Origin of the sequence: Streptomyces sp. NPDC048295 (assembly GCF_040652135.1) — a bacterium.
GTDB lineage: Bacteria > Actinomycetota > Actinomycetes > Streptomycetales > Streptomycetaceae > Streptomyces.
Genome location: NZ_JBEZLL010000004.1, coordinates 219,804 through 245,641 on the forward strand (window position 1 = coordinate 219,804; position 25,838 = coordinate 245,641).

Here is a 25,838-nt window from a genome sequence, read left to right on the forward strand (position 1 = left end):
ATGGATTTCGCACCCACCGAGGAGCAGGCCGCGGCGCAGGGGCTCGCGGCGCGGATCTTCGGCGATCTGTCGACGCCCGAACGGCTGGCCGTGGCCGGCACGGGGACGGACGCCGAGCTGTGGAAGGAGCTCTGCGCGGCCGGGCTGACCGCGGCCGTCGAGGAGACCGGGCTGCTCGGTCTGGTGCTCCTGCTGGAGGAGCAGGGGCGCACGACGGCGCAGGTGCCGTTCGCGGCGAGCTGCCTGTACGGGCTGCTGGCCGTCGCCGGGCACGGCACGGACGAACAGCGGGAGCGGCTGCTGCCGCCGTTGAGGGACGGCACCGCCGTCGCCACCGGGGCCTTTCCGGCCCGCGGCGGGATACGGGCCGACGACGCCGGGCGGCTGAGCGGCGGTGTGCCGTACGTGCCATGGCTGAGGGACGCGGACCTCGTCCTCGTCCCGGACCGGGAACGGCGGCTGTGGATCGTCCGGACCGCCGGCCCCGGTGTGCTGACCGAGCCGGTGGAGACCACGGCGCCGTGGTCGGCGGCGCGGCTGGTCCTGGACGGGGCGCCCGGGGAGCGGCTCGGCGGCGCCGGCGCGTACGAGGCGGTGCTGGCCGCGGGGCGGACGGCGTTCGCCGGGCTCCAGGCCGGGGTGTGCGCCGGCTCGCTGGCCCGCGCCGTCGCCCACGCGAACACCCGCGAGCAGTTCGGGCGCCCGCTCTCCACCAAGCAGGGCGTCCTGCTGCGCGCCGCCGACGCCCACATGGACACCGAGGCGATCCGGGTCACCGCGTACGAGGCGGCCTGGCGCCATGACACGGGGCTGCCGTACGGGCCCCAGGCGCTCACCGCGGCCTGGTGGGCGTCGGAGGCGGGGAAGCGGGTGGTGCACACCGGACAGCATCTGCACGGCGGCACCGGCGCGGACCTCGACCACCCCGTGCACCGTCACTTCCTCTGGGGCCGGCAGCTCGACGCCTATCTGGGCTGCGGCGGCGAAGTGCTCCAGGAACTCGGTGAGTCGCTGGTGAAGGAGGAAACGGAGTGAAGGTGAAGGCCGGTGACGAGCTGGCGCCGCTGGAGATCGAGGTGACCCGCACCCTGATCGTGGCGGGCGCGATCGCCTCCCGGGACTACCAGGACGTGCACCATGACGCGGAGCTCGCCCGGGAGAAGGGCTCCCCGGACATCTTCATGAACATCCTGACGACCAACGGCCTGGTCGGGAGGTACGTCACCGACCGCCTCGGCTCCTCGGCCGTGCTCCGCAGGGTCGTGATCAGGCTGGGCGCGCCCAACCACCCCGGGGACACCATGGTCCTGAGCGGCACGGTCACCGCCGTCGGGGACGACGGGACGGCCGAGGTGGAGGTCGTCGGGTCCAACGGTCTGGGCCGGCATGTCACCGGCACGGTGACCGTGGGCGTTTCGCAGGGGGCGGCATGAGTGTGCGCAGGGCCGATTCGCTCGGCGGCAGGGCGGCGGTCGTGGGCATCGGCGCGACCGAGTTCTCCAAGGACTCCGGGCGCAGCGAGCTGAAACTGGCCGTCGAGGCGGTGCGGGCCGCCCTCGACGATGCCGGGCTGACCCCCGCCGACGTGGACGGCCTGGTCACCTTCACCATGGACACCAGCCCGGAGATCACCGTCGCCCAGGCCGCCGGGATCGGCGAGCTGTCGTTCTTCTCCCGCGTCCACTACGGCGGCGGGGCGGCCTGTGCCACCGTCCAGCAGGCGGCCCTGGCCGTGGCGGCCGGGGTGGCCGACGTCGTGGTCTGCTACCGCGCGTTCAACGAACGCTCCGGGCGCAGATTCGGCTCCGGGGTGCAGCAGCGGGAGCCCACCGCGGAAGGCGCGGCGCTCGGCTGGAACCTGCCCTTCGGTCTGCTCACCCCGGCCTCCTGGGTCGCCATGGCGGCCCAGCGCTATCTGCACGCCTACGGGCTGACGCCGGACGTCTTCGGCCATGTCGCGGTCACCGACCGGCGCCATGCCGCCCGGAACCCCGCCGCGTACTTCTACGGGAAGCCGATCACCCTGGCCGAGCACGCGGCGTCGCGGTGGATCGTCGAACCCCTGCGGCTGCTGGACTGCTGCCAGGAGACCGACGGCGGACAGGCGATCGTCGTCACGAGCGCCGAGCGGGCCCGGGACCTGCGGCGGACGCCCGCCGTGATCGTGGCCGCCGCGCAGGGCGCCGGGCGGGCGCAGGAACAGATGACGAGCTTCTACCGTGACGACCTGACCGGCCTGCCGGAGATGGGGGTGGTCGCCCGGCAGCTCTGGCGCAGCTCGGGCCTGGCCCCCTCCGACATCGACGTGGGGATCCTCTACGACCACTTCACCCCGTTCGTCCTGATGCAGCTGGAGGAGTTCGGCTTCTGCGCGCCGGGCGAGGCGGCCGGCTTCGTCGAGGCGGACGCGCTGCCCCTGAACACCCACGGGGGCCAGCTGGGGGAGGCGTATCTGCACGGGATGAACGGCATCGCGGAGGCGGTCCGGCAGATCCGGGGCTCGTCGGTGAACCAGGTGCCCGGGGCGGCCAGGACCCTGGTCACGGCGGGCACCGGCGTCCCCACCTCGGGTCTGATCCTCGGCACCGACGGCTGAGCGCGCCCGGCCGGGAGCGGCGTCCCCGGCCGGGCGCCATGTCAGGGGCGCCCCTGAGCCCCCAGGACGACGACTCCACCTACAGGAGGTGGAGCGGGCCCCACCCCTACACCCTGAGGCGGACGCGGTTTCGGGACCTGGGGCCGATCCCCGGAGCCGCGCCCGCTCCTAGCGTGGAGCCATGACCACGCCAGTCTGCACGGGCAGCTCCGGGGGAGCCGCCACCACCGGACACGCGCCGCACACGCCGCACCCGGGACACATGTCGCACACCCTGCACACCACGGGGCACGGCTCACCCGGCCAGCACGGATCACGCGGCGCGCGCCCCGCGTACGGCTCGCGGACGCCGTACGACCCGTATCCGTCCTTCTCCTCCTTCGTCCGGGCCAGAGGGCCGGTGCTGCTGCGCGCCGCGCGCTCGCTCACCGCCAACCCGAGCGATGCCGAGGACCTGCTGCAGACCGCGCTCACCAAGACCTATGTCGCCTGGGAGCGGATCGAGGACCACCGGGCGCTCGACGGCTATGTCCGCCGGGCCCTGCTGAACACCCGGACCTCGCAGTGGCGCAAGCGCAAGGTCGACGAGTTCGCCTGCGACGAACTGCCCGAGCAGGCGGCCGTCCCCGGCCCCGATCCGGCCGAGCAGCAGTCGTTGCACGACGCGATGTGGCGTGCCGTGCTGAAGCTGCCGGACCGCCAGCGGGCGATGGTCGTCCTGCGTTACTACGAGGACCTGAGCGAGGCCCAGACGGCCGAGGTGCTCGGGGTCTCCGTCGGCACGGTGAAGAGCGCGGTGTCGCGGGCGCTCGGCAAGCTCAGGGAGGACCCGGAGCTCGCTCCGGTGCGCTGACCCCCGGCGGTCCGGCCACGCCGACCCGGCGTGATTTTGCCGACCGAGGCTGATTCGTATCCCCGGAACTAGTGACATACCGCATGGTATGTGCGCAGAATCAGGCCAACCTTACTGCCGCGTAGCGCCCACCGGGAGGACGCCGTGCTGAGCACCATGCAGGACGTACCGCTGACTGTCACCCGCCTCCTCAAGCACGGGATGACCATTCACGGGAAGTCGCAGGTCACGACGTGGACCGGCGAATCCGAGCCGCAGCGGCGCAGCTTCGCCGAGATCGGCCGGCGGGCGACGCGGCTCGCGGGCGCGCTCCGCGACGAGCTGGGTGTCGAGGCCGACCAGCGGGTGGCCACCCTCATGTGGAACAACGCCGAGCACGTCGAGGCGTACCTCGCGATCCCCTCGATGGGCGCGGTCCTCCACACGCTCAACCTCCGCCTCCCGGCCGAGCAACTGGCCTGGATCGTCGGGCACGCCGACGACAGGGTCCTCATCGTCAACGGCTCCGTGCTGCCGCTGCTCGCACCGGTCCTCCCCCGGCTGACATCGGTCGAGCACGTGATCGTCACCGGTCCGGGCGACCGTTCGCTCCTCGACGGGGCCACGCCCCGGGTGCACGAGTACGAGGAGCTGATCGCCGGCGGGCCCGCCCACTACGACTGGCCCGAACTGGACGAACGCCGGGCCGCCGTCATGTGCTACACCTCCGGCACCACCGGCGACCCCAAGGGCGTCGTCTACTCCCACCGCTCCATCTACCTGCACTCCATGCAGGTCACCATGGCCGAATCGATGTCCTTGACCGACAACGACACCACGCTGGTGGTCGTCCCCCAGTTCCATGTGAACGCCTGGGGGCTGCCGCACGCGGCGTTCATGTCCGGTGTCAGCATGCTCATGCCGGACCGGTTCCTGCAGCCCGCCCCGCTCGCCGAGATGATCGAGCGCGAGCGGCCGACCCACGCCGCCGCCGTCCCCACCATCTGGCAGGCACTGCTCGCCGAGGTCACCGCCAACCCGCGCGACATCAGCTCCATGGCCCGCGTCATCATCGGCGGCGCCGCCTGCCCGCCCTCCCTCATGGCGGCGTACGACAAGCTCGGCGTCCGGCTCTGCCAGGCCTGGGGCATGACGGAGACCTCGCCGCTCGGCACCATCGCCCACCCGCCCGCCGGACTGACCGAGGAGGAGGGATGGCCCTACCGCATCACCCAGGGCCGTTTCCCGGCCGGCGTGGAGGCGCGGCTGGTCGGCCCCGGCGGCGAGCACCTGCCGTGGGACAACGAGTCGGCCGGTGAGCTGGAGGTGCGCGGCCCCTGGATCGCCGGGTCCTATTACGGAGGCAGGGACGGCGAGACCCTGCGCCCCGAGGACAAGTTCAGCGAGGACGGCTGGCTGAAGACCGGTGACGTCGGTGTGATCAGCGAGGACGGCTTCCTCACGCTCACCGACCGGGCCAAGGACGTCATCAAGTCCGGCGGGGAGTGGATCTCCAGCGTCGAACTGGAGAACGCCCTGATGGCGCACCCCGATGTGGCCGAGGCGGCGGTCGTCGCCGTCCCGGACGAGAAGTGGGGCGAGCGCCCGCTGGCGACCGTGGTCCTCAAGGACGGTACGAGCGCCGACTACGAGGCGCTGAAGGACTTCCTCGCCACGTCCGGCATCGCCAAGTGGCAGCTGCCGGAGCGCTGGACGGTCATCGCGGCCGTGCCGAAGACCAGCGTCGGCAAGTTCGACAAGAAGGTGATCCGCAGGCAGTACGCGGAGGGCGAGCTGGACATCACCCGGCTCTGAACCGGGGCCGGTGGGAACGAGGAGGGCGGTACGGGAGTCGTCCCGTACCGCCCTCCTCGTGTTCCGCGTACCGGTTCGTCCCGCGTCTCAGTTCGTCCCGATCTTCGCGAGCAGATCGACGATGCGCGACTGGACCTCTTCGCTCGTGGACCGCTCGGCCAGGAAGAGAACGGTCTCGCCCGAGCCGAGCTTCGGCAGCTCCGACCCGGTCATGTCGGCGGAGGTGTAGACGACCAGCGGGGTCCGGTTCAACTGACCGTTCGCACGTAGCCAGTCGACGATCCCGGCCCGGCGGCGGCGTACCTGCATCAGGTCCATCACCACCAGATTGGGCCGCATCCGGGTGGCGAGCGACACCGCCTCGCTGTCGGTGGCGGCCCGCGCCACCTGCATCCCGCGGCGTTCCAGGGTCTCCGTCAGTGCCAGCGCGATCTCCTCGTGCTCCTCGATCAACAGCACCCGGGGCGGATGCTGTTCGCTGTCGCGCGGGGCGAGCGCCTTGAGGAGCACGGCGGGGTCGGCACCGTACGCCGCTTCCCGCGAGGCCTGCCCGAGCCCGGCCGTCACCAGCACCGGGACCTCGGCCGCCACCGCCGCCTGCCGCAGCGACTGCAGGGCCTTGCGGGTGATCGGCCCGGTCAGCGGATCGACGAAGAGGGCGGCGGGGAACGCCGCGATCTGTGCGTCGACCTCCTCGCGCGAGTGCACGATCACCGGCCGGTAGCCGCGGTCGCTCAGCGCCTGCTGGGTGGAGACATCGGGCGCGGGCCAGACGAGCAGCCGGCGCGGGTTGTCCAGCGGCTCCGGGGGCAGTTCGTCGTCGACCGGCCGCGGCGACGGACGGTTGGCGACCTCGACCGCGCCACCGGGACCGTCCAGCGGCTCCGGCCCCTCGGCGCCCTCGTCGGGCGCCCCTATCGCGTACGCGCGCCCCTCGGCCTCCGGCGCGGAGCGCAGCTGGCCCGGGACCTGCGCCGGGGCGGACGGGGACGGCGCGGCCTGAGCGGTGCGCTCGCCCTCCGGCGGCGCGGCGAGCTTGCGGCGCCGCCCGGCACCGCCGAGCGTCTGGTTCTGCTGGTGCGCGAGGTGCTGGGCGAAGGGCACACCCTGCCCGAGCGTCCGCACACTGAACGCGCGCCCCTGCGTCGAGTCCGACGAACCGCCGGGCATCGGCGCCTCCGCGGGCAGCGGCTGCCTGCGCGCGTCCGCCACGGGCGAGACGCTCTGCGGGTGGCCCTCCGCGTTCTCCGGGGAGCCCGGGACGGCCGTGGTGCCGGTGGCGTGCGTCGTCGGCCCGGCCGCGGGCCGGTCCGCCTCGTCGTCGGTCAGCTCCTCGGCCCGCTCGTCCGGGACGGCGGGCGCCTCGGAGTGCCGGGCCCGGCGACGGCCGGTCGGTACGGGGTGCGCCTGGGGCGGTGTGTGGTCCTCACCGGGCGCGATGCGTACGGCGTCATGGCGGCCCGGCAGCGCGGCGTCCGCGTCGGCCGGCGCCTCGGGAGCCGGGGCCGGGGACCGGTCGGCCTCCGCGGGCGGGAGCGCGAAGGCGGTACGGGGCCCTGCGGGTTCGGCCTGGGCGGTCCGCTCCTGGGCGGCCGCCAGCGCCCGCCGGGCCCGCCGCCCGGCGGGCTGAGCCGCCTGCGCGGGTCCGGAGCCGTCACCGGGCTGCGGGCCCGGCTCGGAGCCGGCCGCCGGAGCGGACGCGGGAGCCGGCAGGGCCAGCTGGTTCTCGGCGCCCTGACGCGCGCGGTGTCCGCCCGCGGGCACCGGCATCGGCCCCTCGGCCGGAACGCCCTGCGGCGGAACGGCCCGGCCGAGCTGCGGCCGGCCACCGCCGCCCTGCGCGCCCTCGGCAGCCGTCACCACGGCCCCCTCGGACGGTGCCGCGGCCGCAGGCAGCGCCAACGCCTGCCCGGCGCCCTGTCCTTGTGCCTGCTCGGGCAGCTGGACCCCGGCCTCGGCCGGACTCGGCCGCCCCCGCCTGCGTCCCGAACCGCCGCCCTGTGTGTCCTGCGCCCCCGGCGCCGTGTGCTCTTCCTGCGCACCGGGCTCACGACGCGCCCGCCGCCGCCCCGTCGGCTCGGCCGCCGCCGTGTCACCGGACCCGTCACCGGCCCCGGAACCGCCCACCGGGCTCTCCAGGAACGCGTCCGTGGACGCCCGGCGGGCCCGCCGCCGACCGCCGCCCGGCTGCTGCCCGGCCGCCCCGGGCCCGGGAGCGGGCTGCGCGCCGGCCTCCGGCTCCGGCTCGGACGCGGGCGCCGTCACCGTGCCCGAACCCGCGCCCAACGGCACTTCGAGCACATACGCGCTGCCGCTCATCCCCGGCACCTCGTGCGTCTGGAGCACGCCGCCGTGCGCCCGCACGATCCCGCGCACGATCGGCTCGTGCACCGGGTCTCCCCCGGCGAACGGTCCGCGCACCTCGATCCGTACGACCTCGCCGCGCTGCGCCGCCGCGACGACGACCGTGGAGTCGACGTACCCGCCGCCCGGCACCACCCGGGCCTTGCCGGTCGAGTCGACCCCGGCGACGTCCGCGACCAGATGGGCGAGTGCGGTCACCAGCCGGGCCGCGTCCACCTCGGCCTCGATCGGCGGCGCGTGCACGGCGAACTGGGCGCGCCCGGGACCGATCAGCTCGACGGCCGCGTCGATACCGGCCGTCACGACCGAGTCCAGCAGCACGTTCGCCTTGACCAGCTTCTCGGAACCGGCGTCCAGGCGCTGGTAGCCGAGCACGTTGTCGACGAGGGTGGTCATCCGGGCGTAGCCCGCGGCCAGGTGGTGCAGGATCTGGTTCGCCTCGGGCCACAGCTGCCCGGCCGGGTCGGCGGCGAGCGTGGAGAGTTCGCCGCGCAGCTCCTCCAGCGGGCCGCGCAGCGATTCGCCGAGCACGGCGGTGAGCTGGGTGTGCCGGGCGGTCAGCGCCGCCAGCACGTCGGTCTGCGCCTCCAGCTCGGCCGCGTACCGCTCGGTCCGGTCGGCCAGTTCCGTGCTGTGCCGTTCCGTCAGTTCGGCGAGCTCGGCGGTGTGGCTCCCGGTCAGTTCGGCGATCTCGGCCCGGTGCTGGGCACCGAGCTCCTCGTACGGCCTGCGGTCGGTGAACGTCATGACGGCGCCGACCAGCTGGTCGCCGTCCCGGACCGGTGCGGTGGTCAGATCGACCGGCACCTGCGCGCCGCTCTTGGACCACAGGACCTGGCCGCGCACCCGGTGCTTGCGCCCGGACCTGAGGGTGTCGGCGAGCGGCGACTCCTCGTACGGGAACGGCTCGCCCTCCACCCGCGAGTGCAGGATCAGCGGATGCAGCTCCTGGCCGCCCAGATCGCTGGCGCGGAAGCCGAGGATCTGCGCGGCTGCGGGGTTGACCAGGACGACCCGGCCGTCGGTGTCCGTACCGACCACGCCCTCGGCCGCCGCCCGCAGGATCATCTCGGTCTGCCGCTGCGAACGGGCCAGTTCGGCCTCGGTGTCCACGGTGCCCGACAGATCCCGCACGACGAGCATCAGCAGCTCGTCACCCGTGTAGCTGCCGCTGTAGGTGCTCTGGAAGTCGTTGTACGCGGCCTGCCCGTCCTCCAGGCTGGCGCTGGTGACCTCGACGGGGTACTCGGTGCCGTCGGTCCGCCGCGCGGTCATCCGGGTCGGCTTCGTACGTCCTCGGTCGTCGGCGGCCTCGGGACGGCGCATCGACCCCGGGATCAGCTTGGAGTCGAACTCGGGCAGCAGGTCGAGGAGCCCGCGACCGACGAGCGCGGTGCCCGGCGTCTCGAACATTTCGAGCGCGATGGTGTTGGCGTTGACGACCGTGCCGTTGCAGTTGACGAGCAGCAGCCCGTCGGGGAGTGCATCGAGTATGGCTGCGAGGCGAGCAGCGCCCCGGGATGGCCTGCTGCTCACGACGACGCTTCCTCCCTGATTACCGCACCTTGCCGACAGCGGGCCCCATCTTGCCCCTCGGGACGCGGGCTGTCACTGGAGGAGTCTAAAGGCAGCGAGGGGACAAGAGGCTGCGGATGAGGGGGAGCTCTCACCAAGGTTCTGTGCATACGGTGTACGACTCCGTCCGGGTCGGCCAGGTCAGCGGACGTTCGGGAGCACCGGACGCAGAGTGTTCCAGCGGGAGATCTCGCAGCCGTCGGTGCGGCTGAAGGCCGCGTCGACGCGCCGTCCCTGCCAGGTCCCGGTGACCCGGGCACTTGCCGGGCCGCCGAACTGCCGGGTGCACAGCGCGTCCCCGGGCACCGGGGCGAACGGGTCCGCGCCCTCGCCCGCCAGCTCGTCCAGCCGGCCGCAGGCCCGCGCCGCCACCGGGTGACTGCCGCCCGCCGGTCCGCACCGCAGCTCGAAGGTGCCCTCGGCCGCGGAGTTCCCCGAGCCGGAGACCGTGATCGTCAGCCGGGTGCGGGCGTCGTCCCGCAGCACGGGCAGCGGCAGCGGGAGCAGTCCGGTGGCGGCGGTCGCGGCCGGCGCGGCGGCGGACAGCGCGGCGAGGGACGCGACGGCGGTGAGGACGAGGCGGCGCGGCATGCGGACTCCTGTGCTCGTGCACTCGGCGGAGTGCCGGCGCAATGGACGGAAGGACGGGAGGGCGGCGCCTCCGCCATCACTAACGCTCCGCACGCCACGGCGTTGCGCGACCGCAGACGCTTTGCCCTCGCGCCCGCCTGCCTAGTACCGTAGGCATCGATTGGTGACGCACCGCTCGGCTGTGTCATCATCTGCACGCAGCACTCGCGCTCGCGCGAGGTGTGTATGGAGGCGTCGCCTAGTCCGGTCTATGGCGCCGCACTGCTAATGCGGTTTGGGTCTTAAAGCCCATCGAGGGTTCAAATCCCTCCGCCTCCGCTCTCTGACCAGGGAGTTCAGCCCGTTTCGGCTGAACTCCCTGAGTCGTTTCCGGAGCCGCTCCGGTGGCCGGCGGCCGGTTCCCGGCTACTTCCGGCCGGCGCAGGGGTCGCAGCAGGAGGGCGCCGGCTCGACGCAGACGGTGACGGTGTCGGCGTTGTCGGTGGTGTCGGGATCCTTTTCGTTGGCGGTGGCGGTCGCGGTGTTGTCGACCGGGCCGGCTTCGGTGGCCTTGGCCCGCAGTACGAGGGTGGCTCCGGCACCGTCGGCCAGGTCGCCCACGGTCCACCGTCCGGTGGCCGGGTCGTAGCTTCCGGGGCCGTCGGCGGACAGGAAGGCGAGACCGTCCGGGAGCCGGTCGGTGACGGTGACGCCGGTGGCCCGGTTCGGGCCGGCGTTGTGGACGGTGACGCGGTAGGTCACGGTCTGGCCGACGGTGACGGTGGTCGCGTCGGCTGCCTTGACCACGCTCAGGTCGGCGGCCGGGTTGACCTGTGTGACCTGCTCGTTGGAGGTGGACGTCAGCGGCTCCGGGGTCTCTCCGAGCCGGTTCTCGTAGGAGGCGGTGGCGGTGTTCCTGATCTGCTCGCCACCGGCGGCCCGGTCGATGGTGACCCGGTACTCGGCCGTGGTCCCCGCCGGGAGGGGCTCGGTGTTCGGCAGACTGCCGCCTTCCCCGGCGGTGGTGATGTTGCCGAGCCTGAAGACGACCTGGCCGGCCCCGGCGTCGTAGTACGCCTGGTCGGCGTCCCGTGCGTCGGTCTTCGCGCCCGCGTTCGGGCCGTCGACGATGCGCAGGGAACCGGGCAGATACGTCGTGCCCTGCGGGACGGCGTCGGTCAGGACGAGGTTCTCGGCCGAGCCGCCGCCCTCGTTCCTGGCGTTGATGCGGTAGGTGATGACGTCGCCCACCTCCAGCGGCCCTGTGGGAGCGGCGGTCTTGGTGAGCACCACGTAGGGGGCGGTGCCGAAGAAGATGCCGTCCAGGAAGTTCCCGATGCTCTGGTTGCCGCCGGCGGCGGAGACGGAGCGGAAGGCGAAGCGTGTCAGCGTCTGGCCTGCCGGGACGGTGTAGGTGCCGGTGTAGTAGCCCCAGGCGGTGTTGCCGTCGGTGAAGCGTCTCTGCTGCACCGCGGCGCCCGGCGCGCCGATGTCCAGCGCCATGGTGTCGTCCCCCTGGCGGCCGCGGTGGTACAGCCGCCAGTACAGCTTCGTACCGGGTGTGGTGGGCAGGTCCTGGTAGAGCGTGGAGACCTGATTGGCGTTGAGCTCGGCGAACTGGGCGCCTTCGGCTGCCGGTACTCCGTTGAAGCCCGAGTGCCACAGTTCGATCATGTGGTCGGAGGCGGTGGTGAGCCAGCCCGGGACCCGCTTGGGCGCCTGTGTCTGCGAGGCGTCCGGCAGGATCTCCACAGCGGTGACGGCGGGCTGTTCGAAGCTGCCGTTGGCCAGGGCAACCCGGAGCGGAGCAGGAGGTGTGGACAAGGTTCTTCCCCTCAGGTCGACGCTGTTGGAACGCACCGGCGTCGGGCCGCGCAGTTGCGCGCCGCGACGGAGCCGGGACACCCAGTAGCGCAATGCATCCGCGTGATCGCGTAAAGCGATGGACCGGGTGGTTCGGCCAACCCCGCGCGGCGGGTTTGCGGGCCCCGCTCCCTTACGCCCCCCGCCACGCCGCCACCCGCGCCGCCGCCGGCGCGCCGCGCCCGTCGCACCCGCCTCCTGGTTCTCTCCCGTCCGCCCTGTCATGGCCGGAAGCCTGCGCTGCGCCTCCCGCGCCCACCCCTGCGCAGGGTGAATCGGTCACCGTCTGAGTTGACGCCTCCGGCGCCGCGGCGGCGACCGTGTGAACGTCCGTGGAGAGGGGGGCCGCTGACGCGCACCCCGGGTCTCGCCCGCAGGCGAGGGGCTCCGGCCGCATGCGGACCCGACCCGTCCGCCGACCGCCCGGCGACCCGCCCGCGCAACCGCCGATCATGGTGTTTCCGCAGGTCGGGGCGGGTCCGGCTAATGGATTTCGCGCTACGGCGCAGGTCATGTAATGTTGTTCTCGCAACGCCGACCGGGGAGAAAAAAACCGGGAAGCACAAGCACTCGTAGCTTAACGGATAGAGCATCTGACTACGGATCAGAAGGTTGCAGGTTCGAATCCTGCCGAGTGCACACAGATCAGAAGGCCCCCGGGAACATCCCGGGGGCCTTCTGACATCAGCGGGTGACATCAACGGCTACGGCCGAACCGATCAACCGATCAGGCGGCGGGATTTTTCTCGGACTGCTGTCCCCCGTCCGGGTCGATGGAATCCAGCCCCAGGGCGTCGTCCATCCGATCCGCAGCTGTCCGCAACGTCGTCTGCATGACGTGCGCATAGGTGTCGAGGGCCATCGTGATGGTGCTGTGTCCGAGCGTCTCCATGATGACCCGCGCGTCCACGCCCTGGGCGAGCGGCAGTGAAGCGCAGGTGTGCGGAGGTCGTGGACGCGGACGCGCCGCACCTTGGCCTTTGCGCAGAGGATCGTGAGCATGCGGTTCGGACTGCGGGGGCCGGTGGCCCGTCCCGTGGACGTCGTGAGGATGAGCTCGGCCGGCTGGTGGTCCAGCGGCTTCCAAGTCGCTCCGGCCACCATCCGCTCCTTCTCCGTGGCCCGGTGGGCATGGAGAGCGTCCACACACCGCTTCGGGAGCGAGACCGTACGGATGGACCGGGCGGTCTTGGGGGTGCTGAAGAGAAGTTCCCGCTTGATCCGCTGAAGGTTCCGGCGGACCCGGAGGTGCCCGGCCGCCAGGTCGACGTCCGACCACGTGAGCCCGAGGACTTCCCCGCGCCGGAGACTCGTGGAGACAAGAAGCAGCCACAGGGCATAGAGCCGGTGGCCCCGGGCTGCTTTCAGGAGGTGCCGGGCCCCACCCGCGTCCAGCGGACGCACTTCTTCACGCTGCACGGTGGGGGTTTCCACGATCTTGGCGACGTTACGGGCGATCAGTTCCTCGCGGACTGCCTGCTGGAAGGCGGACCGGAGCGCCGCGTGGACGTACTGCACGGTCCGGGCTGATGGCCGACGCTCGCAGCGCTTCCGTACGGCGCAGCATATGGCTGACGTGGCTGCGGGGATGCCCTGCCGGGTCTTGCTCTGCATCTCGATGAGCTTGTCGCTGACCTCGTCCCGGGTCTTGCCGTGGACGATCTTTCGCGTCCGGGTGCCGTCCGGCCGGGAGACGTACGCGGCGGCCCGACAGCGGCCGTCCACGCTTCGTGATGGTCCCTTCGCCGTTGGCGTGCCTCTTGGCCATCAGGCAGTCTCCTCAAGCTTGTTGCGCATGTACGCGTGCAGGGAGCCGAGCGGGATGCGGCGTGCACGGCCTTCGGTGTAGCAGGGCAGGGCACCCGGGCGGATCAGGTCGTAGATCTTGGAGCGGCTGAGCTTCGGTGCGGCCATGGCCTCGGGGACCATGACGGCGACGTGAGTGGTGGGCAGGGCAGAACTCACTGCGGCCTCCAAGGGCGAGATATTCGGGGCGGTCCGGGCCGCGTGTGTCCGGGGTGCGAGTTTCTGCGTCACCGCGTCATCTGTGTCGGGCACCGGCAGGGGCCCGGCGTCTTCAGGCTCGGGCGTCCGCCGCACTCGTTCGCCGCGCAGGTGGTGCAGTTGCCGACCGGGCGCTTTTCCGCCCGCAGGGGCAGCACGGGGACCGTGTGGGCGGCCAGGTCCGGGGCGGCGGCGAGCAGTACACGCCAGGAGGGTTCTGGTGGCCGTGTTCGACCCAGTGACGCATGGACGCACCCGCCTGCGGATCTCAGCAATCCGGGCACACCGCCGGCCACGGTCGCGGTCCTGCGGCACAGGCACGGGGTCCTCGATCACCTTGTGCTCGCAGACCCACCCGTCGTCCTCGATGACCAGGACGGCTACACCGTGATCACTGATCAGAGGGTGGACGAGATCCTTCCTGATCTGCAGGCAGTTACTCCTTCAGGCTGTCGCCATCGTCCTCGATTGGCGTGTCGGGAAACACCGCATGGTCGCCCCATTACCGTGCGGGGGTCGACCACAAAGGACTGCCCGGCGGCTGGCGGGTAAGGGCTCCCTCAGCCGCGTCTCGGCGTAGCCCGATCGAGAGGATCTGGACCTTGAGCGATTTTTCCCGCCGCTACCTGCTCAGGGCGTCAGCGGCCGCCGGCGCCGGGGCGATCGTCGTCCCGGGCCTCAGGGCCGCAGGCGCGCCGGACATCGCGGCCGCGAGCACCTCGGGCCTTCTGGCCGCGAGTGACCCGACCAAAGGGCCGTCGGGATGTCCGCCGGCGAAGCTGACCGGTCGCGTCGTCCGCCCCGGTGACGCCTCGTACACGGATGATCGCATCGACTACGACCAGCTGTTCTCTCACTACCCGCTGGTCATCGTCTTCGCCCAGAAGACCCAGGACGTGGTGAACGCCCTCACCTGGGCGCGGCAGCACAACGTCGCACTGCGGGTACGCAGCGGCCGCCATGCCCTGGAAGGCTGGTCGAACATCGACAACGGCATCGTGATCGACGTCAGCCAGCTCAAGTCGGTCCACATCGACACCGACGCTCGTATCGCGACGGTCGGCGCCGGCCTGACCCAGTTGGAAGCGGTGACGGCGCTCGCCAAGCAGGACCTCGCAGTCACGACCGGAAGCGAGGGCAGCGTCGGCTTGGTCGGCGCGACGGTCGGCGGCGGCCTTGGCCCCCTCAACCGCTGGCTCGGCATGGCCTGTGACAGCCTGATCGGGACCGAGGTCGTCGTCCCGTCGGGTCGCGACTGCGCCGAGGTGATCCATGCCGACCTGAAGGACCACTCAGACCTGCTCTGGGCGCTCCGTGGGGCGGGAAACGGCAACTTCGGAATCGTCACGCAACTCACCTACAAGGTGCACCCGCTCAAGCGCATCGCCTATGTGCAGGCGACCTGGGACGGCCTTACGGACCTGCATGGGATCTTCGATGCATGGCAGCGTACGGTACCGTTCGCCGACAACCGCCTCGGATCCGAAGTCGAGATCCACAAGTCCCAGATCCTGCTGTTCGCGTGGCTCGCGGAGGGCACGGCGGCAGAGGCCAGAGAGATGCTGGCCCCGATCCTGTCGATCGGCACGCCCGATGTGAAGGTGCAGGTCGGTAACTGGGGCCCCATCTTTGCCGGAGCCCAGGTCCCGCGCTCGCAGGAGCCCGCCAACGTGAAGTTCTTCTCACAGTTCGCCAAGAAGCTGTTCCCGAAGAAGGCGATCGACGTCATCGGCCACTACATGCGAAACGCTCCCACGGAGGACAGCAACTACTTCGTCGATGCCTTCGGCGGGGCGATCAAGAAGGAGCCCCGCGGCGGCACCGCGTTCGTGCACCGCGACGCGATCTTCTACGGCGAGATCGGCGCAGCCTGGGGGACTCCTTCAACGACACCAGGCGTCTGCGACCCGCTCACCTCGACCTGCCAGGCCTGGACCGCCGAATTCAGCCAGGCGATGCGCAGCTTCGTGGACGGCGCCTACGTCAACGTGCCGAACGTCGGCATGCAGGAGTGGGAGACCGCCTACTGGGGGAGACGCCACTTCGAGCGGCTGCGCCAGATCAAGGCGAAGTACGACCCCGGCAACGTCTTCCAGTACGAGCAGAGCATCCCGCCCGCGTCACGCTGATCGACAGTTCGCCGGAGGCGGACGCGACGCGTGTTCGGTACCTCGGGACGACCGAGAAACCGGAAGGCGTAGCCGGCTGTGACCGAGCGCGCTGCTTCGCCGGTCCGGCCAAGCAGCGCGCTCAGGGTTCCGCGCCGCGCACGTCGCCTACCGCACGGCGACGTAATCCCCGGTCGACGACTTCGCCCCGGACGTGGAGTTCCCGTAGTACGTCCACCGCCATGTCCCCGGCCCGGTGGCCTTCACCGTGGTCTTGAGCGCCCCCGTTCTGCTCGACGTCGCTTTCTTGACCGTCGTGTACGAGGAGGCGCCCGCCGCCTTGAACTGGAGGCTGACCGTCCGGCCCGCGTACCCCTGGTACGTGTGGGTGTCCCAGTTCGCCCGTGTGACCCGCCCGGTCACGGTGATCGTCTTCCCTTTCGCGACCGGTTCCGGCGAGGCGTTGGCAGTGACGCGTGTGGCCCGCTTGACCTGCAACGGGAGGTCCTTGTCGTCGGTGTCGTGGGCATCGCCGGCGAGAAAGACCCGAGCAGCGGTTCGCCAGGTGCCGGCGTCCTCGTTGCCGAAGTCGAGGTTCCGCGGGTCGATGTACAGCCATTCCTCGAAGTCACAGATTCCCTTCGCCCTGTCCACGACCTTGCAGTCGCTGGTGATGACGGAGCTGTGCAGGGTGTCCCCGGTGTCGGGCTTCCCCCGGTAGGGGAACACCGCCGGCCCGGAGTCGTATCTGAGTCCGGTCGTCATCCGGAAGGTCGCATGCACCTCGACCTCCTCCTTGACCCCGATCACGATCGCCTTCCCGCCGTTCACCGAGACCCGGCTGAAGGAGACCCCGCCCTCCGCCGCCCCGGCCGGCACCGCCGCCACCCCTGTGAACACGACCGCGGCTCCACCGGCCACCAGCGCTTTCCACATCGTCTTCCCCATCTTCGAGCTCGTCCTCTCCTCTGCAGCCCGGACCGAACGCGTAGGCGCACCGTCGCGGTTGACTGTGGGACAGGAGAGGGCTGTACGCGGTTGTACGCGGTGCGGCAACGATTTGATCACCCGGCATCGCCCGGCCCGGTTCCCGGGAGGGGGCCCGGATGGCGTCGCGTGGGGACGGACTCCGCGACGCACTAGCCTGCGTGTCATGGATATTCCCGTCCGGCCCGAGGGTCCTCCGTCAGACCTGGAGTCCGACCGGTTTCGGGATCTCGTCCGCCGGTACTGCGAGACGGCGTCCGGCCCCGTGCACGTGGTGCCGGCACGCTCCCTGCCACCCGGCACATCCCCCGAGGCGTACAGACCGTTCTGACCCGTCCGTGCGTGGAACGGCAGAGAAGTCGGTGTGGTGACTCGGTGTCTCTCAGAAGGGCGTTCATGGCTGTGCGGTGGCAGTGCACCGGGCTGCGGTGGCCCGACGTGCAGGGCCCGCCCGTGCTCGGCTGGCGGCGGGGTGGGGCCGTGCGGGTGAGTGCGCAGGAGTACGGGACGGAGTTCGGGTTCCGGGCCGAGGGGGAGCGGCGCTGTATCGGGGCGCGCGGGAACGTGTGTCCGGTGGGGGCCGTGGTGTCGGGGCGGAGCACGGGCGCGCGCTGTCCGGAGTGCGCGCGGCTGGACCGGGCGCACTCGGTGGCCGCCGACACGATCGCCGACGACCCGAGGACGTACCGCGTGTATCTGGCCTGGTTCGGGCCGGGGATGGTGAAGGTCGGGATCACCGCCGAGGAGCGGAAGGCGGCGCGGCTGCGCGAGCAGGGGGCCGTGGTGTTCAGCTGGCTGGGGCGGGGGCCGTTGATGGCGTGCCGGCGGACCGAGGAGCTGCTGCGATCGGCGCTCGGGGTGCCGGACCGGATTCCGTACGCGAGGAAGCGGGCCGTGCGCGGGGCGCTGCCGGGGGCGGCGGAGCGCGGGGCCGAGGTGGCGGAGCTGTACGGGCGGGCCGTGGCGCTGGAGGGGGCCGGGTGGCCGGAGGCGCTGGAGCGGCTGCCGTTCGAGGCGGTCGACCACACCGGGCTGTTCGGGCTCGACGGCGTGGTCGAGGTGGCCTCGGCGGTCACGGAGCTGGTGGCCGGGGGCGCGGTCGCGGGGCGGCTGGTGGCGGCGGCCGGGCCCGATCTGCATCTGGCGACGGCCGGCGGGGTCGTGGTGCTGGACACCCGGCTGATGACCGGGTGGGAGCTGGTGGCGGCGGACGCGTGGGCCGGGGTGGGGGTGCCGTTGGCCGACATCGGGGGCGGTGGCGTGCAGGACGGGCTGTTCTGAGATCGTCGGACCGGCCGGACGGTGAGAGGGGTGCGTGGGATGAGTGGTGACGCCGACGACGTCGTGCGGTTCCGGGAGCGGCTGGGGCTGCCCGGGATCATCGATGTCCATACGCACTTCATGCCGGAGCGGGTGCTGGCCAAGGTCTGGGCCTACTTCGACTCGGCGGGGCCGCTGACCGGGATGGAGTGGCCGATCGAGTACCGCCACGACGAGGACGAACGGCTGGCGCTGCTGCGTTCGTTCGGCGTGCTCCGGTTCACCTCGATGCTCTACCCGCACAAGGCGGGGATGGCCGCCTGGCTGAACGGCTGGGCGGCCGACTTCGCGCGCCGGGTGCCGGACTGCCTGCACACCGCGACCTTCTTCCCGGAGGAGGGCGTCCAGCGGTATGTGCGCGAGGCCGTGGAGGCGGGGGCGCGGGTCTTCAAGTCGCACCTCCAGGTCGGCGCGTACGACGCCAACGACCCGCTCCTGGAGCCGGTCTGGGGGCTGCTCGCGGAGGCCGGGATCCCGGTGGTGATGCACTGCGGTTCGGGACCGGCGCCCGGCAAGCACACCGGCCCCGAACCGGTCGGCCGGCTGCTCGCCCGGCACCCTCGGCTGCCGTTGATCGTGGCGCACATGGGGATGCCGGAGTACGCGGAGTTCCTGGCGCTGGCGGAGACGTACCCCCGGGTGCGGCTCGACACGACGATGGCGTTCACGGACTTCACGGAGGACTTCGCCCCGTTCCCGCCCGCCGGGCGGGGGCGGCTCGCCGCGCTCGGGGACCGGATCCTGCTGGGCACCGACTTCCCGAACATCCCGTATCCCTACGCCCACCAACTGCACGCGCTGGAACGGCTGGAGCTGGGCGACGACTGGCTGCGGGCGGTCTGTTACGAGAACGCGGCCGCCTTGTTCGAGGTCGGCTGACGGTCCGGCGGGCCCTGCTGCTTTCTCAGGGAATTCACAGATTCGGGTAAGGACGCTTTCAGGGGAGCCTCACAGGGTTGGGGCATGACGACGACGACCTCGCCCCAGGGGCGTACCGAACTGCTGAGGGCGGACCGCACCCCCGTCCGTGTGCTGGTGGTGGACGACGAGGCCCCGCTCGCCGAGCTGCTGTCCATGGCGCTGCGTTACGAGGGCTGGGAGGTGCGCAGCGCCGGGGACGGTGCCGGGGCCGTGCGGATGGCGCGCGACTTCCGGCCCGACGCGGTGATCCTCGACGTGATGCTCCCCGACACGGACGGGTTCGCCGTGCTCGGCAGGCTGCGGCGGGAGCTCTCCGAGGTCCCCGTCCTCTTCCTGACCGCGCGCGACGCGGTGGAGGACCGGATCGCCGGTCTCACGGCAGGCGGCGACGACTACGTGACCAAGCCGTTCAGCCTGGAGGAGGTCGTGGCCCGGCTGCGCGGGCTGATCAGGCGGTCCGGCACGGCGGCCGTGCGCGGCGAGTCGACGCTCGTCGTCGGCGATCTGGTCCTCGACGAGGACAGCCACGAGGTGAGCCGGGGCGGGACGTCCATCCATCTCACCGCGACCGAGTTCGAGCTGCTGCGCTTCCTGATGCGCAATCCGCGGCGGGTGCTGAGCAAGGCGCAGATCCTCGACCGGGTCTGGAACTACGACTTCGGCGGGCAGGCGAACGTCGTCGAGCTGTACATCTCGTACCTGCGCAAGAAGATCGACGCGGGACGGTCGTCGATGATCCACACCCGGCGCGGGGCGGGGTACCTCATCAAGCCCGGTGAGTAGGCGCCGGAGCCGGTGGCGGGGGCCGTGGACGCTGCGGACCCGGCTGGTGGTCTCGGCGGTCACACTGATCGCCGTCGTCGCCGCGGTCATCGGGACGGTCACCACCATCGCCTTCCACAGCTACATGTACGGCAAGCTCGACGACCAGCTGGCCGCCATCGCCGTACGGGCCGCGAAGCCGCCCGGCGGGGGACCGATGCCCGGCGGCGATGTGCCGCAGAGCCTCGACCCGCTGGCCTTCGTGGACGCGCGCGGGCTGCCCGTCGGCGCCTTCGGGGCGGTGGTGACGGACGGCGCGGTCACCGACTCGCGCGTCGTCGTGGAGACCACCACCACGCCCGGGCCCGGGGCCGAGGACAGCGGGCAGCCGATGACCGCGGCCCAGAGCAGGGCGCTGGAGGCCGCCGGCCTCTCCGTCGGGGAGGACCCGCGCACCGTCGATCTGCCCGGGCTCGGCTCCAGCCGGGTGGAGGCGGTCACGGACTCGCACGGGACGACCGTCCTCGTCGGCATCCCCGCCGCCGAGGTGGGTTCCGCGCTCACCACCCTGATCGTTGTCGAGGTCTGTGTCACCGGCGCCGGCCTGATCGCGGCCGGGCTCGCGGGCGCCGCCATCGTCGGCGTCGCGCTGCGTCCGCTGCGCCGGGTCGCCGCGACCGCGACCCTGGTCTCCGAGCTCCCGCTGCACAGCGGCGAGGTGGCCCCCCTGGAACGGGTCCCGCAGGCCCAGGCCGATCCGCGGACCGAGGTCGGCCAGGTGGGCGCGGCGCTCAACCGGATGCTGGGCCACGTCGGTTCGGCACTGGAGGCGCGGCAGGAGAGCGAGACGCGGGTACGGCAGTTCGTCGCGGACGCCAGCCACGAGCTGCGCACCCCGCTCGCCTCGATCCGCGGATACGCCGAACTGACCCGGCGCGGCCACGAGGAGACCGGCCCCGACACCCGGCACGCCCTGGGGCGGATCGAGTCCGAGGCGGAGCGGATGACGGGCATGGTGGAGGATCTGCTGCTGCTCGCCCGGCTGGACGCCGGACGCCCGCTCGGCCTGGAGAACACCGACCTCTCGCCGGTCGTCGTCGACGCCGTGAGCGATGCCCGAGCCGCCGGGGAGCGCGGCCACCGCTGGCGTCTGGAACTGCCGGACGAGCCCGCGACCGTGCTCGGCGATCCGACCCGGCTCCATCAGGTGCTGGTCAATCTGCTGGCGAACGCCCGTACCCACACCCCGCCGGGGACCACCGTCACCGTCCGGGTGCGGTCCGCGGCCGCCATGCCCTGGGTGGTGCTGGAGGTCGCGGACGACGGGCCCGGCATTCCGCCCGAGCTGCTGCCGCACGTCTTCGAGCGGTTCGCGCGCGGTGACGCCTCACGCTCCCGCAGCGCGGGCTCCACCGGGCTCGGGCTCGCCATCGTGCAGGCCGTCGTCGCCGCGCACGGCGGCCGGGTCGAGGTCGAATCGGTGCCGGGGCGCACGGTGTTCGCGGTCCGGCTGCCCGCCCTTCGCCCGGCCGCGCCGTACTCACAGCATGGGGACAGGTTCAGCACATCGGCGTGACAGCGGGGATGGCGAGTGTCGTTCCCATGCGAACCGACACTCCATGGAGCACCCTGCCGGCCCGGGACCACCTTCTCGCCGGAGGGGCCGATGCGGCAGGTGCGCCCGTACTCGACGTGGTGGTACCCGTCTACAACGAGGAGAAGGACCTCGAACCGTGTGTGCTGCGCCTGCACGACCATCTGGCGCGCACCTTCCCGTACGCCTTCCGGATCACCGTCGCGGACAACGCCAGCACCGACCGGACACCGCAGGTGGCGGCCCGGCTCGCGGCCCGGCTGCCCCGGGTGCGGTCCCACCGGCTGGAGGAGAAGGGCCGGGGGCGGGCGCTGCGTACCGTCTGGTCGGGCTCGGACGCCCCGGTGCTGGCCTACATGGACGTCGACCTGTCCACCGACCTCAACGCGCTGCTGCCGCTGGTCGCGCCGCTCATCTCGGGCCACTCCGACCTGGCCATCGGCTCCCGGCTGTCCCGCAGCGCGCGGGTGGTGCGCGGATCGAAGCGGGAGTTCATCTCGCGCGCCTACAACCTCATCCTCCGCTCCTCGCTGGCGGCCCGGTTCAGCGACGCGCAGTGCGGGTTCAAGGCCATCCGGCGCGAGGTCGCGGAGCGGCTGCTGCCGATGGTGGAGGACTCGGGGTGGTTCTTCGACACCGAGCTGCTGGTGCTCGCCGAACGCGCCGGGCTGCGCATCCACGAGGTGCCGGTCGACTGGGTGGACGACCCCGACTCCACCGTCCACATCGTGCGGACGGCGACCGAGGACCTGAAAGGTGTGTGGCGGGTGGGGCGGGCGCTGGCGGTCGGCGCGCTGCCGCTGGACCGGCTGGCCCGGCCCTTCGGGGACGATCCGCGCGACCGGGCGCTGAGCGGGGTGCCGGGCGGACTGGCCCGGCAGCTCGTCGGGTTCTGCGTCGTCGGCGCCCTCTCCACGCTCTGCTACCTCGCCCTGTACTCGCTGTTCCGGCTGGGCGTCGGCCCGCAGCTCGCCAACGGCGGCGCGCTGCTGGTGTCGGCGGTCGCCAATACGGCGGCCAACCGGAGGCTCACCTTCGGCGTACGCGGACGGGGCGGGGCCGTCCGCCACCAGGCACAGGGCCTGGTGGTCTTCGCCATCGGTCTCGCGCTGACCAGCGGTTCGCTGGCCGCGCTGGGAGCGGCCTCCGGATCGCCCTCGCACTCCACGGAACTCGCCGTGCTGATCGCGGCCAACCTCGCGGCGACAGTGCTGCGCTTCCTGCTCTTCCGCGCCTGGGTCTTCCCGGAACGCCAGGACCGGGGCCCCGCGGCACCCGGGGCCGAATCCGCCGCTCCACCGGCCCGGCACGCCGACGACACCCACCACGAACTGGGGAACGCCCGATGACCACGCTGCATCCCGACCACCTCCCGGCCCCGCCGGGTGCGCCGGCCCCCGTGCCGTCCACCGCACCGGCCCACGGGCGCCCGAACAGGTCCCTGGCGCACCGCGTGTGGCGGGGCAGGCCCGAGGACCCGCGCTGGGCGCGGCCGGCCTTTCTCGCCCTGCTGCTGGTCATCGGGGCCGCGTACCTGTGGAATCTCAGCGCCTCCGGGTACGCCAACTCCTTCTACTCCGCCGCCGCCCAGGCGGGCAGCCGGAGCTGGAAGGCCTTCTTCTTCGGCTCGCTGGACGCGGCCAACGCCATCACCGTCGACAAGCCCCCGGCCGCCCTCTGGCCGATGGCCCTGTCGGTACGGGTCCTCGGCCTCGACTCCTGGGCGATCCTGGCGCCTCAGGTACTGATGGGGGTGGCCACGGCCGGGGTGCTGTACGCGGGCGTACGCCGCCGGTTCAACGCCGTGGCCGGGCTGATCGCCATGGTGGTGTTCGCGCTCACCCCGGTGGCCGCGCTGATGTTCCGCTTCAACAACCCGGACGCGCTGCTGGCGCTGCTGATGACCGTCACCGTCTACTGCGTGCTGCGCGCGATGGAGCACGGCCGCACCAAGTGGCTGGTGTGGGCGGGGGTCGCGGTCGGGTTCGCCTTCCTGGCGAAGACCCTTCAGGCGTTCCTGATCCTGCCGCCGCTGGCCGTGCTGTACGCGGTGTTCGCGCCGGTCCCCGTACGCAAGCGGCTCGGCCAGCTCGCGCTCTCGGGCCTCGTGACGGTCGTCGCGGGCGGCTGGTGGGTCGCGATCGTCGAACTGTGGCCCGCCTCGTCGCGCCCGTACATCGGCGGTTCGCAGAACAACTCCTTCCTGGAGCTGACCTTCGGCTACAACGGGCTCGGCCGGATCAACGGCGACGAGACCGGCAGCGTCGGCGGCGGAGGGGGGCCGGGCGGAGGCTCGGGCGGTCAGTGGGGCGAGACCGGCATCGGCCGGATGTTCAACTCCGAGATCGGCGGCCAGATCTCCTGGCTGCTGCCCGCCGCGCTGATCCTGCTGGCCGCGGGCGTCTGGCTGACCTGGCGGGCCGAGCGGACCGACACGGCCCGGGCGGCCTTCCTCGCCTGGGGCAGTTCGCTGCTGATGACCGCGGCGGTGTTCAGCTTCATGGCCGGCATCTTCCACCAGTACTACACGGTGGCCCTGGCCCCCTACGTCGCGGCGCTGATCGGCATGGGCGCCATGGTCCTGTGGGAGGAACGGTCCCGCTGGTGGGCGGGTGCCACGCTCGCCGTCACGGCCGCCGTGACGGCGTACTGGGCGTACGTGCTGCTGGGGCGGACCCCGGACTACCTGCCGTGGCTGCGCACGGCCGTGCTGGTCGCCGGGCTCGCCGGTGCGCTGGGCCTGCTGTTCGTGTCCCGGCTGGGGCGCCGCTTCGCGCTCGTCGCCGTGGGGCTAGGCCTCGCCGCGTCGCTGGCCGGGCCGTCCGCGTACGCCGCGAGCACGCTGGACACCGGGCACCAGGGCTCGATCGTCACGGCCGGCCCGTCCTCGGGCGGCATGGGCGGCCCCGGTGGCATGGGCGGCGGCGGACGCGGTGGTCCCGGTGGCGGAATGCGTCCCCCCGGGCAGGGCAACCAGCAGGGCAATCAGCAGGGCGGCGGCATGGGGCAGCCTCCGACCGGCACCCCGCCAGGCCAGGGCCAGGGCCAGGGTCAGGGCCAGATGCCGGGCGGGCCCGGCACCTCGCAGAACGGGCAGCAGCCCGGCACCATGCCCGCCATGCCCGGCACGGGCGAAGGCTTCGGGGGCGGCGGCGAGCAGGGCGGCGGCATGGGCGGGCTCCTCGACGGGGCGTCCGTCGGCGCCGAGGCCGAGAAGCTCCTGGAGGAGAACGCCGGGCACTACACCTGGGCCGCCGCCGCCATCGGTTCCCAGAACGCCGCGAGCTACCAACTCGCCACCGAGGAACCGGTGATGGCGATCGGCGGTTTCAACGGGAGCGACCCGTCCCCGACGCTCGCCCAGTTCAAGCGGTACGTCGAGGACGGGAAGATCCACTACTTCATCGCGGGCGGCATGGGCGGGGGCGGCGGCAACGGCACCTCCTCGCAGATCTCCTCCTGGGTGGAGGAGAACTTCAAGGAGGTCACGGCCGGCAGCGTCACCTTCTACGACCTGACCCAGCAGAAGAAGAGCGGCTGAGGCTCAGCGCCGCAGCAGCAGATCGGCGACGACCGGGCGGTGGTCCGAGGCGAGTGTCTCGGCCACCGCCGCGTCGCGTACCCGCACGGAATCCCCCGACACCGCCACGTAGTCGATCCGCTGCACCGGATCCTGCGCCGGGAAGGTGGGCCCGCCGGGCTCCACGTCCGTCAGCTCCCGCCACAGCGGGGCGAGTTCGGGAGCGGACGGCGCCGCGTTGAAGTCGCCGAGCAGGATCTGCCGCACCGGCCCGCGGCCCGCTCCCGGTTCCCTGTCCTCGGCCATGATCCGGCGGGTGTCGGCGACCTGGGCGCTGCGTACGGACGGGTCGGCGCGGTAGTCCAGATGCGTCACATAGACGTGCACGGGCAGGCCCTTCACCCGTACGACCACCTCGCCGAAGCCGGGCGCCGGGGCCGGAACGGGGTTCGGGACCTGCGTGGAGAGCCGGGTGATCTCGTGGTTCTCGGCGCTCACGATCCGGTACCTGGACAGCACCGCGACCCCGAACTCCCGTCGCGGCGCCCCCGGTGTCTCCGGGTCGAGGCTGTAGACCGGGGCGAACGACACCCGCATGTCCAGCCGCCGCGCCAGCTCGCCCGCCAGGTCGCGCCACTCGCTGCGGGTGCCCCAGTGGACGTCGACCTCCTGGAGCCCGATCACATCGGCGTCCAGCGAGCGGAGTTCGGCGGTCTGCCGGTCGAGATCGAAGACATTGTCCATGCCGGCACCCGCATGGATGTTGTACGTGGCCACGCGCAGCGGCACCGCGCGCCCCTGCCCCTCCGTGGCGGCCGCTGCGGGAGGCGCGAGCGCGGTCCCCAACAGCCCTGCCGCGACCAGCACTTCCACCGTACGACGACGCAGTGACATACCACTCCAGCCCTTGTCGGATCAGCGGCGAGCACCGTACCGCGCCGGAAGCGGAAATGCGTTGTACGCCGTACAGGACTTGCCTTACGGTGTACAACGCCAGTTACTCGTAC

The 25,838-nt window shown here is 72.2% G+C and carries 19 protein-coding genes, 2 tRNA genes and 2 pseudogenes; 14 read left to right on the forward strand and 9 right to left on the reverse strand.

Annotation, left to right across the window (positions count from 1 at the left end; all coding sequences use genetic code 11):
• From AB0D53_RS07625 to AB0D53_RS07645, 5 genes are all read left to right on the forward strand, one after another.
• A complete protein-coding gene (locus AB0D53_RS07625) occupies nucleotides 1–1,035 on the forward strand; it encodes an acyl-CoA dehydrogenase family protein (RefSeq protein WP_362441542.1) in 1,035 nt (344 codons plus the stop codon).
• 2 nt (nucleotides 1,036–1,037) lie between these two features.
• Nucleotides 1,038–1,433 (forward strand): MaoC family dehydratase, encoded by a 396-nt coding sequence (locus AB0D53_RS07630; RefSeq protein ID WP_362442003.1) that lies wholly within the window; start codon nucleotides 1,038–1,040, stop codon nucleotides 1,431–1,433.
• Nucleotides 1,430–2,596: a lipid-transfer protein gene (locus AB0D53_RS07635; protein ID WP_362441545.1), complete on the forward strand. Its 1,167-nt coding sequence runs from the start codon at nucleotides 1,430–1,432 to the stop codon at nucleotides 2,594–2,596. The genes AB0D53_RS07630 and AB0D53_RS07635 overlap by 4 nt, the downstream gene beginning before the upstream one ends.
• A 181-nt stretch (nucleotides 2,597–2,777) precedes the next feature.
• Nucleotides 2,778–3,449: a SigE family RNA polymerase sigma factor gene (locus AB0D53_RS07640; protein WP_362441548.1), complete on the forward strand. Its 672-nt coding sequence runs from the start codon at nucleotides 2,778–2,780 to the stop codon at nucleotides 3,447–3,449.
• Between the two features lie 144 nt (nucleotides 3,450–3,593).
• Complete coding sequence (locus tag AB0D53_RS07645) at nucleotides 3,594–5,243, forward strand: long-chain fatty acid--CoA ligase (RefSeq protein WP_362441551.1); 1,650 nt, start codon at nucleotides 3,594–3,596, stop codon at nucleotides 5,241–5,243.
• An 87-nt stretch (nucleotides 5,244–5,330) separates the two neighbouring features.
• On the opposite strand, the gene AB0D53_RS07650 is transcribed toward AB0D53_RS07645, so the two are convergent.
• Complete coding sequence (locus AB0D53_RS07650) at nucleotides 5,331–9,143, reverse strand: PAS domain-containing protein (protein ID WP_362441554.1); 3,813 nt, start codon at nucleotides 9,141–9,143, stop codon at nucleotides 5,331–5,333.
• A gap of 180 nt (nucleotides 9,144–9,323) precedes the next feature.
• Entirely contained in the window at nucleotides 9,324–9,773 is a 450-nt protein-coding gene (locus AB0D53_RS07655; protein ID WP_362441557.1) for an SSI family serine proteinase inhibitor, read from the reverse strand.
• A gap of 227 nt (nucleotides 9,774–10,000) precedes the next feature.
• Here AB0D53_RS07655 and AB0D53_RS07660 point away from each other — a divergent pair.
• Nucleotides 10,001–10,091 (forward strand) — tRNA-Ser (locus AB0D53_RS07660).
• Between the two features lie 87 nt (nucleotides 10,092–10,178).
• Here AB0D53_RS07660 and AB0D53_RS07665 read toward each other — a convergent pair.
• Nucleotides 10,179–11,576, reverse strand: coding sequence for a hypothetical protein (locus tag AB0D53_RS07665; protein ID WP_362441560.1), 1,398 nt, complete (start codon nucleotides 11,574–11,576; stop codon nucleotides 10,179–10,181).
• Between the two features lie 605 nt (nucleotides 11,577–12,181).
• Here AB0D53_RS07665 and AB0D53_RS07670 point away from each other — a divergent pair.
• A tRNA-Arg gene (locus AB0D53_RS07670) sits at nucleotides 12,182–12,254 on the forward strand.
• An 88-nt stretch (nucleotides 12,255–12,342) separates the two neighbouring features.
• Here the strand turns inward: AB0D53_RS07670 and AB0D53_RS07675 are convergent.
• The 4 genes and pseudogenes from AB0D53_RS07675 to AB0D53_RS07690 form a co-directional block, all read right to left on the reverse strand.
• The gene (locus AB0D53_RS07675; protein WP_362442042.1) at nucleotides 12,343–12,507 is read right to left on the reverse strand and encodes a hypothetical protein; all 165 of its coding nucleotides are present in this window, start codon (nucleotides 12,505–12,507) and stop codon (nucleotides 12,343–12,345) included.
• 107 nt (nucleotides 12,508–12,614) lie between these two features.
• A pseudogene (locus AB0D53_RS07680) lies at nucleotides 12,615–13,229 on the reverse strand (tyrosine-type recombinase/integrase); the annotation flags it as partial.
• 153 nt (nucleotides 13,230–13,382) lie between these two features.
• Nucleotides 13,383–13,580, reverse strand: coding sequence for a helix-turn-helix domain-containing protein (locus tag AB0D53_RS07685; protein WP_362441563.1), 198 nt, complete (start codon nucleotides 13,578–13,580; stop codon nucleotides 13,383–13,385).
• Nucleotides 13,581–13,666: 86 nt separating this feature from the next.
• Nucleotides 13,667–13,819, reverse strand: a pseudogene (locus AB0D53_RS07690) (DNA primase); the annotation flags it as partial.
• Between the two features lie 273 nt (nucleotides 13,820–14,092).
• Between AB0D53_RS07690 and AB0D53_RS07695 the strand changes: the two are divergent.
• Nucleotides 14,093–15,748 carry an FAD-binding oxidoreductase gene (locus AB0D53_RS07695; RefSeq protein WP_362441566.1) on the forward strand — a complete coding sequence of 552 codons (1,656 nt, stop codon included), beginning with the start codon at nucleotides 14,093–14,095 and terminating at the stop codon, nucleotides 15,746–15,748.
• A 147-nt stretch (nucleotides 15,749–15,895) separates the two neighbouring features.
• Here the strand turns inward: AB0D53_RS07695 and AB0D53_RS07700 are convergent, their stop codons facing one another.
• Complete coding sequence (locus tag AB0D53_RS07700) at nucleotides 15,896–16,675, reverse strand: hypothetical protein (RefSeq protein WP_362441569.1); 780 nt, start codon at nucleotides 16,673–16,675, stop codon at nucleotides 15,896–15,898.
• Nucleotides 16,676–17,110: 435 nt separating this feature from the next.
• On the opposite strand from AB0D53_RS07700, the gene AB0D53_RS07705 reads away from it, so the two are divergent.
• The 6 genes from AB0D53_RS07705 to AB0D53_RS07730 all read left to right on the forward strand — a co-directional run bounded on the left by AB0D53_RS07705 (nucleotide 17,111) and on the right by AB0D53_RS07730 (nucleotide 24,852).
• On the forward strand, nucleotides 17,111–17,995 hold the full coding sequence (locus tag AB0D53_RS07705; protein WP_362441572.1) for a DUF2797 domain-containing protein: 885 nt from the start codon (nucleotides 17,111–17,113) through the stop codon (nucleotides 17,993–17,995).
• Between the two features lie 39 nt (nucleotides 17,996–18,034).
• A complete protein-coding gene (locus tag AB0D53_RS07710) occupies nucleotides 18,035–18,913 on the forward strand; it encodes an amidohydrolase family protein (protein WP_329819963.1) in 879 nt (292 codons plus the stop codon).
• Between the two features lie 84 nt (nucleotides 18,914–18,997).
• Complete coding sequence (locus AB0D53_RS07715) at nucleotides 18,998–19,738, forward strand: response regulator transcription factor (protein WP_362441576.1); 741 nt, start codon at nucleotides 18,998–19,000, stop codon at nucleotides 19,736–19,738.
• A complete protein-coding gene (locus tag AB0D53_RS07720; protein ID WP_362441579.1) occupies nucleotides 19,731–21,293 on the forward strand; it encodes an ATP-binding protein in 1,563 nt (520 codons plus the stop codon). Before AB0D53_RS07715 ends, AB0D53_RS07720 begins: the two co-directional genes overlap by 8 nt.
• Nucleotides 21,294–21,319: 26 nt before the next feature.
• The gene (locus AB0D53_RS07725) at nucleotides 21,320–22,660 is read left to right on the forward strand and encodes a bifunctional glycosyltransferase family 2/GtrA family protein (protein ID WP_362441582.1); all 1,341 of its coding nucleotides are present in this window, start codon (nucleotides 21,320–21,322) and stop codon (nucleotides 22,658–22,660) included.
• A complete protein-coding gene (locus tag AB0D53_RS07730) occupies nucleotides 22,657–24,852 on the forward strand; it encodes a glycosyltransferase family 39 protein (protein ID WP_362441585.1) in 2,196 nt (731 codons plus the stop codon). Before AB0D53_RS07725 ends, AB0D53_RS07730 begins: the two co-directional genes overlap by 4 nt.
• Nucleotides 24,853–24,855: 3 nt before the next feature.
• On the opposite strand, the gene AB0D53_RS07735 is transcribed toward AB0D53_RS07730, so the two are convergent.
• Complete coding sequence (locus tag AB0D53_RS07735) at nucleotides 24,856–25,725, reverse strand: endonuclease/exonuclease/phosphatase family protein (RefSeq protein WP_362441588.1); 870 nt, start codon at nucleotides 25,723–25,725, stop codon at nucleotides 24,856–24,858.
• Nucleotides 25,726–25,838 lie beyond the last annotated feature (113 nt).